This window comes from uncultured Nostoc sp., from assembly GCF_964247315.1.
In the GTDB taxonomy this organism is placed as follows: Bacteria; Cyanobacteriota; Cyanobacteriia; order Cyanobacteriales; family Nostocaceae; genus Nostoc.
The window spans coordinates 11,447-29,647 of record NZ_CAXTTT010000058.1 but is presented as its reverse complement, the minus strand read 5'-3'; the positions used below and the strand labels follow the sequence as shown (position 1 = coordinate 29,647).

Genomic DNA, 18,201 nt, shown 5'->3' with positions numbered 1-18,201 from the left:
AGATATAAACAGTTTCTATCTCTGCCTTTTACCTCCAAACCAGTAGCTTTGTACTTTATGCGAAAAAACGCTGTAAGTAATAAAAATAGCAGCCCTCACTGTCTATTTAAGTAAGTAATCCGATCGTCTCATCTGTCTTCACAAAATTCACAATATAGTTCATGCATATTCTGATTTATTCCTACAACTATCATCCAGAGCCAATTGGAATTGCTCCGTTAATGACTGAATTGGCAGAAGGACTAGTAAAACGAGGTTATAAAGTGCGAGTGATTACGGGAATGCCCAACTATCCTCAGCGCGAAATTTACGAGGGGTATCAAAATAGATGGTATCTTACAGAACAAAAAAATGGCGTCACAATTGCGCGAAGTTACGTCCGAATTAAGTCTAAACCAAACCTCATAGATCGGCTGTTACTTGAATTGAGCTTTGTTTTCACAAGCTTGCCCCAAGCCTTCAAAGGTGGGCGACCAGATGTGATTATTTTAACAGTGCCGCCGCTATTAGGTACGTTACCAGCAACAATATTAGGCTGGTTATACAACTGCCCAGTAGTTCTAAATGTGCAAGATATTTTACCAGAAGCTGCTGTGCGTATCGGGTTATTAAAAAACAAGTGGATGATCCGAACTCTTGCAGCTTTAGAGAAATTTGCATATCGGACTGCACACACTATTAGTGTGATTGCTGATGGGTTTCGTGAGAATTTAGTAAATAAAGGAGTACCTGTTAATAAAATCGTTTGTATTCCCAATTGGGTAAATGTAAATTTCATTCGCCCGTTACCGAAACAGAGCAACTCTTGGATATCTAACCATCAACTAAACGGGAAATTTGTAGTACTTTATTCAGGCAACATTGCTCTAACGCAAGGTTTAGAGACAGTAATAGAAGCAGCCGTTTGTTTACGTCATATCAAAGATATTGTTTTTGTCATTGTTGGCGAATCAAGAGCATTGCAAAGGTTGCATGAATATTGTCTTTCAAATGGAGCCGATAATGTTTTGCTACTACCGTTACAGCCGCGAGAAAAATTACCTGAAATGCTAGCAGCTTCTGATGTCGGGCTAATTGTGCAAAAGCACAATGTGATTTCGTTCAATATGCCTTCAAAAATACCACTGTTATTGGCGAGTGGTCGCCCAATTGTGGGTTCAGTTCCCGCCACTGGTACTGCTGCTAGAGCGATCGAACTCAGTGGTGGTGGGATAGTTGTTGAGCCAGAATCACCCCAAGCAATGGCTGCTGCGGTGCATGATTTATATGCTAATCCTGCTCTAGCAACGAAGCTAGGTAAAACAGGAAGACAATTTGCCCAAGAAAACTACTCCTTAGAGCAAGCGCTCGATCGGTATGAGTGGCTTTTTTATCATATTGTTACCAACCGAAAATCAACTGTGGGTATCTTACCAAAATTCGATTCTAAGAAATCAGTTGTGGATGGTTGAACAGGATTGAGGATTTCTCACTCGTTAGCTACCCAAACGAAACCCCGATTGGGATAAATAAAATCACCCATTCGGGTGAGTTAAAGATCAACCGATCGGGTGAACTAACTGTAGGAAGTTGAGACTGGTCAAAAATAGGAATCTAGAGAATACTGATTGATTGCACGTCATTCTTGGTGAGGATAACTTGATGATTAATAGAGCTGAATTAATCAGTGTAGGCGTAGCCTGCCGTACCCATACGGGAAAGCAAGCCACGCGTTGGCGGAGCCTCTCGTAGAGAAGGCATCGCTCTAGACTCTTTTCTTCCTTAAGATCAGTATTCAGTACTACTCAAGAGCGATAAACTCATTTGTAAATAATACCAATCTCCTCTGCTATGTGGTTATAATGCAAGCAAGCGCTTGCAAACACTTATAGAAAGCAATAGCATCAAGTACGGCACAAACTTATGCACCCTTGATCCAGTCAGCAACTAAGGTATTTGCAACGACAGGTTTAACCACAGCGACAACGCGAGCAATTACTTGTGTTGCTGCGGTTAATGAGGTAAATTGATTTCGTCATTTCCAGAACTAAAGAGCAACTACTAACTTGCTTTGATTACCGAAGCGATCGCTTTACAGGCACAAGGTTTAGCTGCAACAACATGAACCATCCTTTCTCTCTGAGCTAAAGCACTGTGTTTATACTTACTAACAAAAAAACTATAAACTACACTTTAAGAAATTGAACGGAGTTAAGTAATGTACAAATCAACCATAATGTGCTAAACAAAATTGGTTTATTTTAGGTGCTAGACATCGTGAGCGATCGCCCAAATACCCAAACATATTTTTTACCAACATAGAGAAAAAAGGCTAAATAACTATTCAAATCATTAATGCTTTTTTAGCACAAAGTAGATTGCCCAAGTCTAAATCCACAAGACGAGAAAACGAAGATGCCCCATTCTGAGTTCCCTGACTCTCCCCTTTCCATTGAAACAGAACAGCCTGCTGTTACTGATTCTAGTCAAGAATCGCAACAATTGCCAGAGCGATCGCCTAAGCCACCTCAAAAACGGCCTTGGCCCCTGATATTAGGAATCATTTTATTAATTGCAGGTGTAGGTTTTGGTTGGCGTTGGTGGCAAACTAGTAATGCTAGCAAAGCACCAGCGGCTGGGGCAGATGCTGCTCAACCTAGAGCAGTTCCGGTCAAGCTAAGGACTGTACAAACTGAGACTGTGCAGCAAAGTTCGGAGTTTATTGGCTCCTTAGAGGCTCCACGTTCAATAATCATCAAGCCACAGGTTGAAGGACGAATTACCGAAATTTTCATCCAAGAGGGCAACCGCGTTCAACAAGGACAAGTCATTATTAGTCTGCAAAGTGATGATGTCCAAGCTCAATTGTTACAAGCTAGAGGCTCACTGCAACAAGCCCAGGCACGTCTTGCTGAACTCAAAGCAGGTACGCGAAAAGAAGAAGTTGCCCAAGCTAGAGCGCAGTTAGCCCAAGCCCAAGCTCGCATTAGAGATGCCCAATCGGGATCGCAACCAGAAGAAATTGCTCAGGCTGAGGCTCAAATTCAGTCAGCTAAATCCGATGTGGAACTAACACAGTCACGCGCCAAACGATACGCACAATTGAGAAAAGAGGGCGCAGTTTCTCAAGATACCTTAGAAGGATATGTTAAAGAACAACAAAGCGCTGAAGCTGCCTTGGTTGTAGCCCAGAAACGCCTAGATCAACTCCGCCAAAGCAGAAAATCTAGTATCAATGAGTTAGCTGGTGCCTTGGAACAACAGAAACAAAACTTAAGACAACTAGAAAATGGTTCTCGTCCAGAAGAAATTGCCCAAGCGCAATCGCAAGTAACTCAAGCAGCTGCCCAAGTTCAAGCTGCCCAAGTCCAATTGCAATACACAAAAGTTCTAGCACCTTTCACTGGCATTGTTGGTGATATTCCAGCAAAGGTGGGAGATTATGTGGAAAAAGCCGATCAACTCACTACACTGACTAGAAATGACTCTTTAGAACTGAATATTTCCGTTCCGCTAGAAGATGCCAAAAAGCTGCGCTTGGGATTACCAGTGCAAATGCTAAACGCCCAAAGCAATCCCATAGCAAGGGGTAAAGTGAGTTTTATCTCCCCAAACGCTAGTTTAGATTCGCAGACAGTTTTAGTAAAAGCCAACTTTGGCAATTCGAGAAATCGACTGCTTAATCTTCAGTCAGTGCAAACTAGAGTAATCTGGGACGAACGTCCAGGAATTTTAATTCCAGTTACAGCAGTATCTCGCTTGGGTGGAGAGACTTTTGTATTTGTGGCGCAAGCGCCAGCAGAAAAGTCTAAACCTGGAGCGCCATCTTTAGTAGCTCAACAAAAGCCGGTGAGATTGGAACAATATCATACTCAGGGGACTAATTATCAAGTTATCGAAGGACTAAAAGCGGGGGAGAAAATTGTTGTTTCCGGCATTCTTAACTTAACCAATGGCGCTCCCATTACTCCTGAAACACAAGAAGTTGGTAGTCAGAAGCCTTAGCAGAAGAGAAGATGAGGGAACAAGGGCAAGACAAGGGAGATAAGTAGAATAAACAATACCCTTTAGGAGTGCTGTTAGCTCTCTTCTCTTCTTAGGCTGCGCCAACGGGGCTTTTAGCCCATGCTGAGTGGGGAATCTCACTTCTTTACTCAGCGCTCAGTGTTTGTACCAGTGGCGTTTTTTCTGGGAACCACAGGCGCACTTTATCGGTAATTTGCGCTGACGATCGCTTTTTCCATTGCAATTTCTACATTTCTAGCTTTGACTCTGACACCTTCTTTATGTGTGCTGCTGCTGCGTCAAGGACAAAAACCTTCAGGCTTATTGAGTTGTTTTCTTACCATATTAATCCGCTTTTTAGACTAAGTACAGCATGGCTATAAGCGATCGCTTACCTTTCTCATACGCATCAAAGGTATGTCTTTGGGCTGTTTATCGTCTCCTTGGGATATAGCTAAAGAAAAAATTTAATTTTCGATTGCAAAAATTTTACAACGCCCTCAAAATTTCCATCTGGGCACGATCACAAACCGGAATGTATAGTAGTACAAAAGTACGCTGAAATCAAGACAATGGTAACAATAGCAGTCAATCCCTATCTCGATGGCAATTTTGCTCCAGTCCATGAAGAAATCACCACCGACAAATTGTCAGTCATCGGTGAATTACCCCTCGACCTATCAGGAATGTTTGTGCGGAATGGCCCTAACCCTCAATGGACGCCTATCGGTCAATATCATTGGTTTGATGGGGATGGGATGTTGCATGGTGTGCAAATTAGCAACGGCATAGCCACTTATCGTAATCGCTACGTCCAGACAGTCGGATGGAAAAAGGAACGAGAAGCGGGTAAAGCTATTTGGAGTGGGTTGTTAGAACCACCACAAATGGATAATCCTTACGGTGCTTACAAAAATACTGCCAATACTGCGTTGGTGTGGCACGCTGGTCAGATGTTGGCGCTGAATGAGGGGGGTAAACCTCACGCCATCAAGCTGCCTGAATTAGAAACAATTGGTGAGTATACTTACAATGGCAAGCTGGTTTCTGCCTTCACAGCCCATCCCAAGGTAGACCCGGTTACTGGAGAAATGATCTTTTTTGGCTATTCTCTGTTTGCGCCACCGTATCTGCAATATAGTGTAGTCTCAGCACAAGGCAAACTGTTGCGGACAGTGCCAATTGAACTGCCAATAGGAGTGATGATGCACGATTTCGCCATCACTGAAAACTACACGATTTTTATGGATTTGCCGCTGACTTTTAACCCAGAGCGATCGCAACGCGGAGAACCTGTAATGATGTTTGAGCGCGATCGCCCCAGTCGCTTTGGCATTCTACCACGTCACGGTGACAACAGTAATATCCGCTGGTTTGAAAGTCCTGCTTGCTATGTCTTCCATACCCTCAACGCCTATGAAGAGGGAGACGAAGTAGTGCTGATTGCCTGTCGTATGAGTTCTACAAGTGTTTTGAGTTCTGATGATTCGCAACCCGATCCAAACGCAAATATTCCCCGTTTGCATCGCTGGCGATTTAATCTCAGCACGGGGACAGTACGTGAAGAGATGTTGGATGATGTAGCTTCGGAATTTCCCCGCGTCAACGAAAACCGATTGGGGCGACAAAACCGATATGGCTACACTAACAAAGCGGCAAACAGTCCCGTACCTTTATTTGAAGGTATCATCAAATACGACTTCAGCAATGGAAAATCTCAAATACATGAATTTGGACAGGGGCGCTATAGCGGTGAAACTGTATTTGCGCTGCGTCCTGGTGCAACGGCTGAGGATGATGGTTGGCTGATGACTTTCGTCCACGATGAGAATTCAAATACTTCAGAATTAGTAGTAGTGAATGCCCAAGATGTGACGGCTAAACCTATAGCGCGGGTGATAATTCCGCAACGAGTGCCTTATGGGTTTCATGGTGCTTGGTTTGCCGAAAAATAGCTAAATGGGCAATTAGAAACTGCGTCTACACAGACAAAACCCGCCTAAGCGGGTTTTAAATTCTTTGGCAGGTGGACTTGGTTTGTATAGCCGCGATTTCTAATCGCCAGCTATTCCTCCCTATTTCCTCAAATTAGTTTTCACTATACCCCCCAGCGTAGTCAATCACGCAGATTGTTCTATATGATTTGTGAGTTCCATAAGCAACACCAGAGACTTTAAAAGCGCCGTTAAAAATGTTTTTTCGATGGCCGCGATCGCGCACACCATCATCAATAATTAACTGCATAACGATATCTTGAGCGCTGTTTGGCCCATAACTGATATTTTCACCTGCGGTTGTTTGCCATCTACCATAGCGATTAATGCGAGTAAAAGGGTTGCTACCATCGCTACCATCATGACCTGTAGCACCTTTTGGGCCTTGGTCTTTTACGTGGTCTCTTGCTCCTAAAGACATACCTTTAGATGCACTCAAGGCTCCTATAGGACGTGCTGATTTGAGAAATGCGATCGCTTCATCAACTGCTTTGACTCCTTCTTGAGTTCGCAGATAAGTATTATTAGAAGTTTTGACTCGGTTCCCTTCAAAGCGCTTTCTATAGTTTTCCAGAATTGGCAGGTATGCTTTAGGATTTGTTCTTACCTTATTTGTTTCAACAATTACCTGTTGTTCCAACGGTGAAAGGTAACTCGCCTTTGCTAATAAAGTTGGACTAGTTTGTACTGCTGGGTTAGGGTTGGCTACAGACGGGTTAGATTGAAGTAGTTGATTTGAGCAGCCCAATATCAAGGTAATTGGCAAAAATACCCAAAAATTCATGCGACGCATCGATTACCTCACAATTTTTCTATGGATTAATTTAGTGAATTAGAAGAAATAAGAATTTTCAACGCACAGATAAGTCTGTAGACGCTTCTGCCGTTAGAAACAATATCAGGACTTTAGTGAGTTCGCTAAAGAAAGCGCAGATTAACGCGCCAATAATATTGATAAAGTTGCAATTACCTTTGTTCCTAAAGTGTTGCAAATCTATCACTTAACACTTGTTGTAACATTGAAAACACGAAAACGTAAATAATAACAAAAATCTTTTTTATACTTTCAGAAACCAGCGTTGCCGATACATCACAAAACCAACAGCCCACCACAACAACACTGTGACTAAGGCAAATAACAGGGAACCATTCAGCACACCCGCCCAAGATGCGAAAAAATTCTGGTAAATCCAATTGTAGGTACTGGGAGCGTCTTTGCCAGTGCCAATAGTAGTTTTGACTAAAATTTTAATTAACAAAACTGATGCAACGAAAAGAGCGATCGCATTTAAGCCCATAATTTCAAAAGGTTTACTCCAGCGACGCATCAGCCGTACTTCGATGAGTTCATAACAAGCTGTTAGCAATAGTAACGCCCAACCTGTTGTAAATACTACATAAGAACTTGTCCACAGCTTTTTGTTAATAGGGAATGTCCACCCCCACACCCAACCGATAATTAAGCAACCAACTCCAAATAATGCTAAACCGATACTTGTACGTGACTGTACAGGTTGACTGCGTATCCATTGACCAGTAAAATAGCCAGCGAGGACGCTTACTATGGCGGGAATTGTACTAAAAAGTCCTTCTGGATCTCCCATAAAGTTGAAACCATCACCTTTATATAAATGTGCATTGGGAATAATCAGGCGGTCAACATAAGCACCGAAATTACCTTCTCGCGTCAAAACTCCCGCACCATATTCTGGCACTGCTACATACATCATCGTTAGCCAGTAGACAATGAGTAGCACTGCTGTTAGTATCCATTGATATTTGCGCGGAAGGTTGAGAACAGCTAGGGAAGCCAGCAGATAAGTAAGGCTGATACGCTGCAACACTCCCATAATGCGGATACTATTCAAATCAAAAGTCCAAATACCTTGATTCCAAAAGCCATTTAGTAGCAATCCCAAGGTAAAGAGAATAGCGGCGCGGCGCAATATCCGCCAGTAAACAGCTGAGGTAGGTTTATTGCCCTCGGTGTATTTTGACAGCGAGAAAGTCATTGCTACACCGATAATGAAGAGAAAGAAGGGAAATACCAAGTCCGTTGGCGTGCAGCCGTGCCAATCGGCGTGGGCTAAGGGAGGATATACATCATCTGCAACACCCGCCATATTGACGAGAATCATTCCAGCGATAGTAATGCCACGAAAAACATCCAGTGAAGTCAGGCGCATAGACGAAATCTTGTATTAGATGAGTATCTAAGTTACCCCGGTTGATGAAGGTAATCAAGCAAAATTTATAGGTCTACTTGCCAAATATAGTTTTTTATCAAGGTTCCTGCCCATACTATCTTGTACAAATTAGAAGTACGCGATCGCTGCAATTATCCCAGCCCAGAATAGCCGTTGGGGAAATATTTGTATAATAAGTTGCAACTTGTTAATTTTTACGCCCAGTCTTTGGTATTTAAAGTATTAATTATAACAAAAATTATATTTATCTAAAGTAGGACTAGCATTTTAAAATCCAGGATTAAGCTATTATCAAAAAAATTCATCCTAAAATCAAATATCCAGTAAATTTACGTATGCGGATTGAAGTCTTCTCAATGAATAGTAGAATTAGCCCATACAGGAGAAGACTGTGACGCTCTTAAATGAAGCTCAAGTAGAGCAACTAAAGGAAATAACCAGACGCTTGCGACAAGTAAGACAAGAAAAATCTATCCGCATAGAAGAAATAGCCTCTCAGACGATGCTTCGAGTAGGTATTTTGCAAGCTTTAGAAGAAGATCGATTTGAAGAATTGCCTGAGCCAATTTTTCTTCAAGGATTTATCCGTCGTTATGGAGATGCTTTAGGACTGGATGGAAATGCTTTATCGTACAGCCTTGTAACCAATGTTGTCTGTCAAGATTCTAAAAATGCTCATCACAATTCAGACAATAAACAAAATACATACATACCTCTTGTTCTGACCTATATTTTATTATTGGTCGGTGCATCTGCTGGTCTTCTTCATATACTTAATCCACAATTTACAGCTGAATCCCTAACTCCAGAAGACAATAATCAACAGTCAATAGTCAGCAATCAGACTAACAAATGACCAAAAAGTCCGAGGAAGTGGAGAGACGCAATTAATCGCGTCTGTACCGAGTAAAGGAAAAAAATTAATGACCAATGACAAATGACAATTTTCAAGATATTTGCGGTTTACGCAGATGCCAAGTAGTAGATTGTTCATAAGCATAAGCTACCTGAAACAGTAGGTCTTCTCGCAGCACATTGCCAATTAGCTGTAATCCTATCGGTAGCCCTTGATCGTCAAAACCACATGGCAAACTTAAACTAGGTAACCCAGCAAGATTCACAGGAATAGTCATCAAGTCATTTAAATACATACTTAAGGGGTCAGTAGTTTTTTCCCCTGCCTTGAATGCTGTAGTGGGAGATGTGGGACAAACTAACACATCAACCGCGCCAAAAGCCCTTTCAAAGTCTTGCTTAATCAAAGTGCGAACTTTTTGCGCTTTCAGGTAGTAAGCGTCATAATAGCCAGCCGAAAGGGCGTAAGTGCCAATCATAATCCGGCGTTTGACTTCTGTACCAAAACCGGCTGCACGGGTACGAGTGTACATTGATAGCAGATTATCTGCATCAGGAGCGCGATACCCATATTTAACGCCATCGTAACGAGCTAGGTTTGCTGATGCTTCTGATGGGGCGATAATGTAGTAGGTGGGTAAGCCATAGCGAAAGCGAGGACAAGAAATTATATGAATTTCCGCTCCCAGACTTTGTAGTTGATCTACTGCTTTGGTAACAGCTTGTTCCACTACAGAGTCTAAACCTTCACCAAAAGTTTCTTTAATGATACCAATTCTTAGCTGACCTCTGGGTTTGAAGTTTGGTTTTAAGCTAGCAGCATAGTCGGGAATGGCAACCTTCAGGCTGGTAGAGTCTTTGGAATCGTAACCTGCGATCGCACTTAATAATATTGCGGCATCTTCCACTGTGTTTCCAAATGGCCCAATTTGATCCAAAGATGAAGCGTAAGCCACCAAACCATAACGAGAAACCAAACCATAAGTGGGTTTCATTCCCACCACACCGCAGAAAGATGCAGGTTGGCGAATCGAACCGCCAGTATCAGAACCAAGAGCAACTACACATTCTTGGGCCGCTACCGCCGCTGCCGAACCCCCTGAAGAACCACCTGGAACTCGTGACAAATCCCAAGGATTAGCCGTGACTTGATAGGCAGAGTTTTCTGTAGAACTACCCATTGCAAACTCATCCAAGTTGGTTTTGCCTACCATTACCGCCCCAGCATCTGCCAGTTTTTGCGTTGCTGTTGATTCATAAGGCGGCACGAAATTTTCCAAAATCCGGGAGGCGCAGGTGGTAGGAACTCCCTTGGTACACATATTGTCCTTGATACCCACAGGAATGCCCGCTAGTAGCCCAATTTCTTCTCTTGCGGCAATTTTGGCATCCACAGCACCCGCCTGCTCTAATGCCCGATCTGCCGTCACACATAAAAAGCTGTGCAATTTCGGCTCTAACGCTTGAATGCGCTCTAAAGCTTCTTGGGTAATTTCAACGGCAGAACGTTCTTTTTTAACCAGCTGTTGGTGCAACTCGCGGATGGATGCCATGATTGCTCTCTTTGTGACTCAAGTCATTGATTCTAGTACATATTGGTCAAAATTGGGTATTGGTTATTGGGCTTTGGGCATTGCTTATTGTCCTCTGGTTGCCATTCCCCATTCATCTGACTAAGCGGATTAATATGTATTGAAATGTGTTTAATACGTTTTGAAAAACAGCAAATACATGGCTATCAACCATCTATTGAATAGTTTGCCAAAGTTTTCATATATATTGGCTACTTTTGTGTAAGAGTATAGCAGTGTTTTCTAATGATATAATTTTGTATTACAACCTTATTAATACTACAAAATTCATAATTTTATCAATTCCACAAAATTTTTCGAGGTAAGGTAGGATGATTAAAATAGCCACACGTAAATATTTAGGCAAACAGAATGTCTATGACATTGGGGTTGAGCGTGACCATAATTTTACGATAAAAAATGGCTTCATAGCTTCCAATTGTTTCAATAAATCCCATTCAACAGCCTATGGTTATGTAACTTATCAAACAGCATATTTAAAAGCTAATTACCCATTGGAATATATGGCGGCACTGTTAACAGCTAACAGTGGTGATACCGATAAGGTACAGAGATACATTACTAACTGTACAAATATGGGGATATCCATAGATCCGCCAGATATCAATCGTTCTGGTGTTGATTTTACGCCAACGGCAGGCAAGATTCTGTTTGGATTTTCGGCAGTGCGTAACGTGGGACAAAATGCGATCGCTTGTATTTTGGAGGCAAGAAATGAGACAGGAGAGTTTAAATCACTCGCTGATTTTTGCGATCGCGTCGATTTACGTGCTGTTAACCGCCGAACCCTAGAGTCGCTAATTTACTGTGGAGCCTTTGACAAAATTGAACCCAACCGCCAACAGTTAATTAACGACTCAGAATTAGTGTATGATTGGGCACAATCTCGTGCGAAAGATAGAGCTAGTGGTCAAGGGAATCTATTTGATTTATTGGGCGACGGCTTTTCTTCAACTCAGAATAAAAGAACAAATAATGCCTTTGAAACTGCTCCCAAATCTAAACCTGTAACGGATTTACCTCCACAGAAAAAGTTGCAAATGGAAAAAGAATTACTAGGCTTTTATGTATCAGATCATCCCTTAAAATGCTTACGACAAATAGCACCACTTTTGACACCAATTAACCTTTCGCAGCTGGGAGAACAAAGAGAAGATACAAGGCTTTGTGCAGTTGTGATGTTAAATAACGTCAAAAAAGTAGTGACAAAAAAAGGCGATCAGATGGCAATATTACAAATAGAAGACCTAACTACACAATCAGAAGCTGTAGTTTTTCCTAAAACTTATGAACGTATTAGTTCCCTACTCCAAGTTGATACTAGATTGATTATTTGGGGAAAAGTAGATCGACGTGACGAGCAAACCCAATTTATTCTTGAAGATGCAGAACCAGTGGAAACAGTACAAATGGTAATGGTGGAATTAAATCCCCAGCAAGCAAGTAATATGGAAGATTTACATCGGTTAAAAACAATTTTACAAGACCATTCAGTAGACAAAGAAAAGGCAAAAATGCCAGTGATTGGAATTATCCAAACTGAAACTTCTCGTAAACTTGTTCGCTTAGGTTGGCAATTTTGTGTACAAGATTCTCGAATAACTGTTCAAGCTTTACAAAATGCCAGTTTTCCTGCTCATATAAAATCCCTGACTGGTAGCTGAGGCCAGCAGTGAAAAATCCACCAATACTGGAAAGCAGCTTAAGAATTAGTTTTATTGAACTGTCAACAGTAAATTGCCTTAAATATTCAGGATTTTAATCGTTTTTTTAGTTACTTACGCGGATGAGAATTTCCTTGAGGTAGTGGTATCTTTTTATGCTAACACCCTTGAGGCTGCGACCGGGGGAAGGAGTTAGAACTTGATGATCGTCAACGAGCTACATAGATTTGTTTCATACTGTAAAAAAATTCAACCCCAAACTCACGAGGACATTCAAAAATTTTTTGAAGGAGTGATATTATTTCCTTATGATAAGGAACTTTTATTGCAAGCTTATTTATTTCTGAATATTAAAGAATTGTTTCCCTCGTGCGCTGAATTGCTGTTATTTGAAAAGTCTCCAATTTCAGATTACACAGATTTAGGGAAGTGTGATTTTGTCTTCCTGACTTTTAAAGGTAGTCTGTTTTTAATTGAAACTAAGTTTATTGACACAGAAGCAACTGGAGCAACGGAACGAAAAAGAAGAAATAAGCATAGAAACAAGGTATTTGAGCAAGTTATTACTTTAAAAGGTCGATTTAGCGAATATTGGAATATGAGGCTAGATCAATTAGAGTGCGGGGTTTTCACAACAGATGCAGAAGTTGCTTGGCGAGGAAATGGTGTGAATGTCACATCTAAATCAATATCTATAGATAAGCTCGAACAATGGCGAAGAAATTATCACAGTAGTGAAAAGTTTTTATCTCATCAAGATGGGTCAAAGTTTGAGGAAAGGTTAAATTTGAAAGGTTGAACTAAGACCCAAGTTTAGTTATTACAGTGAATGGTGTATGGGGCATAAAAGTAATTAACAATGCCACATACACCAACCCAGATAATTTATCTGGGTTTTCCTTCCCATCAATCTTTACTGCCAAACATAGATTAGGACAAACAAAATAATCCAGATAACATCGACAAAGTGCCAAAACAATGAGGTTGCATTTACGCCGTAGTGACCTGTGTCGTAATTGCCAGGTAGGAAAGAACGTACCAAAATTATCAACTGCAACAAAATACCAGTGAAAACGTGCAAACCGTGGAAGCCTGTAAGCAGATAGAATGTACTACCAAATACGCCGGAGGTGAAACCAAAGGTAAGACCGTTCCATTCAATCGCCTGTCCAACTAAAAAGTAAGTTCCCATCGCCATTGTTGCCAACAGAAACAGGCGAAATTTTACTAAGTCGTGGCGTTGAAGGGCGCGTTCTGCTAAGTAAATTACAAAGCTACTAGCAACAAGAATTACTGTGTTGATTGCTGGTTCTTTTACTTCTAGTCCAGAAACACCTGCTGGTAGCCAATTAGGTGTTGTTGTTTTGTAGATGGCATATCCGGCGAAAAAACTCAAGAAAATGACGCTTTCTGATAGTAGGAAGACAATGAAGCCAAACATTTTATTGCCTTCTTCGTCGTGGCTGTGTTCTGCGCTTGTATGGGGCAATTTGTGGGAATTGATATAGCTGTCCATTTTGTTTTTTGAGGGATGAATTTGAAACGCAAAGTAACGCAGAGGGAAGCGCAGAGGTACGCGGAGGGTTTTTGCGTCTTCTTGATAGTTTGGGTTTATTCTGGGAGGTTGGCTGTTAAGGGTTCTGATTTGCCGTAGCCGTAGGGTTCGGAGATGATGATGGGAATTTCTTCAAAGTTTTCTACTGGGGGGGGTGAAGAAACTAACCACTCTAGTCCAATTGCTCGCCAAGGGTTAGCGGGTGCTTTCTCGCCTTGCATCCAAGAAATCACCATGTTGAAAATGAAGGGCAGGGTGGACATTCCCAATAGGAATCCGCCGAGGCTAGCGATGACATTCCAGAATTGATACTCTGGGGCGTAGGAAGCAACTCGGCGTAACATTCCTTGCAATCCTAATGGGTGCATGGGCAAAAAGTTGAGGTTGGTGCCGATGAATGCTAGCCAGAAGTGGATTTTACCCCAGCTTTCCGAGTACATCCGCCCGGTCATTTTGGGAAACCAGTGATAGATGGCAGCATACAAGCCCATCGTCACAGTGCCGTAGAGAACGTAGTGGAAGTGTCCCACCACAAAGTAAGTGTTATTTACGTGGACATCCACAGGCACAGAGGAAAGCATAATGCCTGTGATACCTGCGAAGACAAACATGATCAATGCACCCAAGGCGAACAGCATCGGTGTATGTAGTCGCAGTTTACCGCCCCAAATCGTTGCCACCCAAGCGAATACTTTAATTCCTGTGGGGACAGATACACACATTGTCGTCATCATGAAAATCAACCGCATCCAACCTGATGTACCGCTGGTGTACATGTGGTGTACCCAAACGATACCGCTGACTACGGCAATCAAGATCGATGAAACGGCAACTACTTTGTAACCAAATAGGGGTTTACGCGAATAAACTGGGAAGATTTCTGAGAAAATCGCAAAGACAGGCAAAATAATCACGTAAACGGCGGGGTGGGAGTAGAACCAGAAGTAATGCTGGAACATAACTGGATTCCCACCCTTGGCGGGGTCAAAAAAGCTCGTGCCAACTGTGAGGTCGAGTAGCAGCATCACCGCGCCTGCTGTCAGTGCAGGTAGTCCGAATAATTGGATAATCTGAGCGCTAAATACTCCCCAGACAAACAGAGGCATCCGAAAAAAGCCCATTCCTGGGGCCCGCATCTTGACGATTGTGGTGACAAAGTTGACTGCCCCCATAATTGAGGATACGCCAGATATTGCTACCGCCAAGAGCCAGATAACTTGACCATTAATTAAGTTACCTGTGGGATTCTGGAGACTGACTGGCGGGTAAGACCACCAGCCGGCTTGGGCTGGGCCACCAGGAACAAAGAAGCTACCCATCATCAAAATCCCAACTACTGGCACCATCCAAAAGGCGACGGCATTCAGGCGGGGAAATGCCATATCTCGCGCCCCAATCATCAGGGGTACTAGATAGTTGGCAAAACCAACCAGTGAGGGAAATGTCCACAAAAACAGCATCACGGTGCCGTGCATGGTGAACATACCGTTGTAGACGGTGCGATCAACTAAATCTGATTCGGGTGTCATCAGTTCTCCCCGCATCACCATCGCAAAGATACCGCCGACGAGAAAGAAGAAGAATGAGGTAACGAGATACTGGATACCAATAACTTTATGGTCAGTACTAAAGCTGAAGTATTCTTTCCAGTTACTTGGAGATTCGTGCTTGGGCTTCTCATTAGGGAGAAGGATGCCTTCAATAGGAATATTAGTCATCAGTTACTTTCCTTTTAACCAGGAGAATTGACTAGAGGAGGTGCAGCAGGTGGAACTGTAACCCAACCAGTTTGGACTGATTGATTGGATGTTTGAGCATACTCAGAAGCCGCTTGATTCTTTGCTGGAGATGGCTTTTGGGTTGCAGCTTGGGCTAGCCACTGCTGATAATCTTCAGGAGATTCAACGATTACATTCGCTTGCATCGTCGCAAAGTATGTACCGCTATATTGGGAATCGGTCAATCGGTATTGTCCGGCAAGGATGGGAGTAAATTCAAAGTCGATCGCATGGTTAGGAATAATATCCTGCTTGAGGCGGAACGCAGGAATATAGAAGCCGTGGAGAACATCCTGTGATTTCAGTGCTAAACGTACTCGGCGATCGCTTGGTAAATGCAATTCGGTACTAGTAATATCTCTTTCTGGGTAGTGAAAAACCCACGCCCACTGTTTAGCTAGTACGTCAATTTTCTCAACAGGTTCTGCTAAGGCGTTAGCTGGTGCTGCATAAGCTGATTCCATCGCCAGGGGATTATGCAGATGAACTAGTTCTGATGGGCCTTGAATTCCCATTTGTTCGTAAACTTGGTAGCTGTAGCCTGCAATCCAAAATACCAAGAGAATTGGGATTGCTGTCCAGACAACTTCTAGGGTGACGTTACCTTCAATCGGGGGGCCGTCAGTGAAGTCATCTTTGACTGCCCGATGGAAGATGACAGAATACATCAAAGTACTTGTTACTCCCAAGAAGATGAAGGCACCGAGGGTTACTAAGAAGCTAATCAAATCATCAATGAGTAGGGATTCGGCTGCTGCTTGGGGAGGAAGCCAGGAGTAAGCCTGCTTGCCGATCCAGAGACTAGTAGAAGTCACTGCGATCGCGCCTGTAAGCAGCGTCAAAATATTTAAAATCTTCTGGATTTTCATGGTCTTTGGTTATTGGGCATTGGGCAAATGACTTATTTGAGTGTTGTGTTGAGGTCTTGACCTAATCGCAGCAAATTATCTGCTGTATTGTGTACGCCAAATTCGGTGGCTAGTTGCGCTCCTAGTGTGCCGTGAATGTACATAATGAACATGATTGCTATGCCTGCAAACAGGTAGATCCATTGCACTTCTCTATCTGTCTGTTTATATTCTTGTTTGCCCCAAACGAAGCGTTGCCATCCTCTCCAGATGGTCATGCCAACAATCAACGCTAATAAGAATACACCACCCATACTATGCCAGAGCATAGTTTCCATTGCTTGCAATCCCCAGGCACTCTTCATATCAGCTGGTGGTGTTGCCAATAGCATTTCGTAAAAGCCTGCCCCAACAGTGAAAAATGTGATGATGCTGCAAGCTAAAATGTTGTACCAGCCAACATCAAATAAGTTGTTACGTTCCACAGTAATTGCTAAAAATTTGAAAACCCATTTTTCAAACGGGAACAGAACACCAACGATATCAAAGGTCATGCCAATGATGAACAAACCTATTGTCAGATGGACTAAGTTGGGATGAATGGGAATTGTGTAAGGTAATCCGTTTGCGCCTAGAGAGCCGCTCAATTGGTCAATTAATTCTAAGTTCATCGCAACAAACCATCCTTTACTGCTTCCACAACTGGCACGGTATGCAATCCATATACCCAAACAAGCTCATCTCCGAGATATACCTGCAAGCCAACTATTAGGGTTAAAACTAATCCGGCTCCCAAATAATAAATCGGTACTTTTTGCGGATTACGGGCACGAATTACATAGCGCCAAGCTGTAATCGCTGTGATAATTCCTGAAAGCGACCAACCAATTAGCGTATGCAAATTTAGCACCGATTTCGCTAGGCTGTAAGGCTGTGCTAATCCGGCTTCAAACTGACCAAAAATAATTGCGACGAAGATGGCGATCGTGGCAACTAACATATTCCACCAACTCACCTCAAAAAGACCGGATTTACCAGTAAAATAGCCAATTACATCGCAGAAGAAGGAAAACAACACCATCGCAATTACGAAGTGGACAACGATGGGATGAACCGTATCTGGATAGGGCAAATTGTGGTCGTTCAAGGATGTCAAATACTCAAGCATCGTCTTCTCCTGGACATATCTACCGCACTTTGGTCAATAAATTTTGGATTTTGGATTGGCTCGCGCACTCTTAGCGAGCGTCTTTTAGATTTATTCCGTCCCAGACGAGATATAAACTAGAAGACCTAATCAAAAATCTAAAATCGCTAGTCAAGCTTCAATAATTGATGGACACTCACTAACATCACCACAAGTATCCATCCATAACTGACCGAATTCTGTTCAATATCTGCGCGGTGCAATAGCCTTAATCATGTCTTAGCTTTTTGTAGCCAAATTTGGTTAAATTTTACATGAAATAATTTTGGTTTTGATTCATTTCCTTATGCTCATAATCTGCAACAGCAATTTTTGATGTAGCTAAATCAAATCGCTGTCGTTTGTTGATTTGCTTAACCTATCTTTAGCTTAAGTAAATTTTTATGAATTGTCAAAACAATTAAGATTAAACTTTTAAAAGTTCGTTATCTAACAAAAAACTATTTTCATAATGTATTTAAATCTGCATTATTTTAAATAGGAAAAACTCCAAATATAAGATTTGTCTGTCAGGGAT

General features: G+C 42.2%; 15 protein-coding genes and 1 pseudogene. 8 read left to right on the top strand and 8 right to left on the bottom strand.

Features of this window, described 5'->3' with window-relative positions:
* The first annotated feature begins 161 nt into the window (after window positions 1-161).
* From ACFE93_RS18230 to ACFE93_RS18215, 4 genes and pseudogenes are all read left to right on the top strand, one after another.
* Window positions 162-1,451, top strand: coding sequence for a glycosyltransferase family 4 protein (locus ACFE93_RS18230; protein WP_375474857.1), 1,290 nt, complete (start codon window positions 162-164; stop codon window positions 1,449-1,451).
* A 943-nt stretch (window positions 1,452-2,394) separates the two neighbouring features.
* The gene (locus ACFE93_RS18225) at window positions 2,395-3,984 is read left to right on the top strand and encodes an efflux RND transporter periplasmic adaptor subunit (RefSeq protein ID WP_375474855.1); all 1,590 of its coding nucleotides are present in this window, start codon (window positions 2,395-2,397) and stop codon (window positions 3,982-3,984) included.
* A 156-nt stretch (window positions 3,985-4,140) separates the two neighbouring features.
* A pseudogene (locus ACFE93_RS18220) lies at window positions 4,141-4,433 on the top strand (efflux RND transporter permease subunit); the annotation flags it as partial.
* Between the two features lie 123 nt (window positions 4,434-4,556).
* Window positions 4,557-5,939 carry a carotenoid oxygenase family protein gene (locus ACFE93_RS18215; protein ID WP_375474853.1) on the top strand — a complete coding sequence of 461 codons (1,383 nt, stop codon included), beginning with the start codon at window positions 4,557-4,559 and terminating at the stop codon, window positions 5,937-5,939.
* A gap of 133 nt (window positions 5,940-6,072) precedes the next feature.
* Here ACFE93_RS18215 and ACFE93_RS18210 read toward each other — a convergent pair whose 3' ends face one another.
* Window positions 6,073-6,771, bottom strand: coding sequence for a CAP domain-containing protein (locus ACFE93_RS18210; protein ID WP_375474851.1), 699 nt, complete (start codon window positions 6,769-6,771; stop codon window positions 6,073-6,075).
* 265 nt (window positions 6,772-7,036) lie between these two features.
* Window positions 7,037-8,164, bottom strand: coding sequence for an acyltransferase family protein (locus ACFE93_RS18205; RefSeq protein WP_375474849.1), 1,128 nt, complete (start codon window positions 8,162-8,164; stop codon window positions 7,037-7,039).
* Window positions 8,165-8,576: 412 nt separating this feature from the next.
* Here ACFE93_RS18205 and ACFE93_RS18200 point away from each other — a divergent pair, with 412 nt between their 5' ends.
* Window positions 8,577-9,041 (top strand): helix-turn-helix domain-containing protein, encoded by a 465-nt coding sequence (locus tag ACFE93_RS18200; RefSeq protein WP_375474847.1) that lies wholly within the window; start codon window positions 8,577-8,579, stop codon window positions 9,039-9,041.
* 91 nt (window positions 9,042-9,132) lie between these two features.
* On the opposite strand, the gene gatA is transcribed toward ACFE93_RS18200, so the two are convergent.
* On the bottom strand, window positions 9,133-10,593 hold the full coding sequence (gene gatA / locus ACFE93_RS18195) for an Asp-tRNA(Asn)/Glu-tRNA(Gln) amidotransferase subunit GatA (protein ID WP_375474845.1): 1,461 nt from the start codon (window positions 10,591-10,593) through the stop codon (window positions 9,133-9,135).
* Between gatA and ACFE93_RS18190 the strand changes: the two genes are divergently transcribed.
* The 3 genes from ACFE93_RS18190 to ACFE93_RS18180 all read left to right on the top strand — a co-directional run bounded on the left by ACFE93_RS18190 (window position 10,592) and on the right by ACFE93_RS18180 (window position 13,095).
* Complete coding sequence (locus ACFE93_RS18190) at window positions 10,592-10,717, top strand: hypothetical protein (RefSeq protein WP_375474843.1); 126 nt, start codon at window positions 10,592-10,594, stop codon at window positions 10,715-10,717. The two genes, gatA and ACFE93_RS18190, sit on opposite strands and share 2 nt — an antisense overlap.
* A 226-nt stretch (window positions 10,718-10,943) precedes the next feature.
* Window positions 10,944-12,296: an OB-fold nucleic acid binding domain-containing protein gene (locus tag ACFE93_RS18185; RefSeq protein ID WP_375474841.1), complete on the top strand. Its 1,353-nt coding sequence runs from the start codon at window positions 10,944-10,946 to the stop codon at window positions 12,294-12,296.
* 202 nt (window positions 12,297-12,498) lie between these two features.
* Entirely contained in the window at window positions 12,499-13,095 is a 597-nt protein-coding gene (locus tag ACFE93_RS18180) for a hypothetical protein (RefSeq protein ID WP_375474881.1), read from the top strand.
* A gap of 114 nt (window positions 13,096-13,209) precedes the next feature.
* Here ACFE93_RS18180 and ACFE93_RS18175 read toward each other — a convergent pair whose 3' ends face one another.
* The 5 genes from ACFE93_RS18175 to ACFE93_RS18155 all read right to left on the bottom strand — a co-directional run bounded on the left by ACFE93_RS18175 (window position 13,210) and on the right by ACFE93_RS18155 (window position 17,645).
* The gene (locus ACFE93_RS18175; RefSeq protein ID WP_375474839.1) at window positions 13,210-13,812 is read right to left on the bottom strand and encodes a heme-copper oxidase subunit III; all 603 of its coding nucleotides are present in this window, start codon (window positions 13,810-13,812) and stop codon (window positions 13,210-13,212) included.
* Window positions 13,813-13,907: 95 nt separating this feature from the next.
* On the bottom strand, window positions 13,908-15,569 hold the full coding sequence (ctaD, locus tag ACFE93_RS18170) for a cytochrome c oxidase subunit I (protein WP_375474837.1): 1,662 nt from the start codon (window positions 15,567-15,569) through the stop codon (window positions 13,908-13,910).
* 14 nt (window positions 15,570-15,583) lie between these two features.
* Entirely contained in the window at window positions 15,584-16,498 is a 915-nt protein-coding gene (locus ACFE93_RS18165) for a cytochrome c oxidase subunit II (RefSeq protein ID WP_375474835.1), read from the bottom strand.
* A gap of 32 nt (window positions 16,499-16,530) precedes the next feature.
* Window positions 16,531-17,148 carry a DUF2231 domain-containing protein gene (locus tag ACFE93_RS18160; RefSeq protein WP_375474833.1) on the bottom strand — a complete coding sequence of 206 codons (618 nt, stop codon included), beginning with the start codon at window positions 17,146-17,148 and terminating at the stop codon, window positions 16,531-16,533.
* Complete coding sequence (locus tag ACFE93_RS18155; RefSeq protein WP_334823982.1) at window positions 17,145-17,645, bottom strand: DUF2231 domain-containing protein; 501 nt, start codon at window positions 17,643-17,645, stop codon at window positions 17,145-17,147. Before ACFE93_RS18155 ends, ACFE93_RS18160 begins: the two co-directional genes overlap by 4 nt.
* Between the last annotated feature and the right edge of the window lie 556 nt (window positions 17,646-18,201).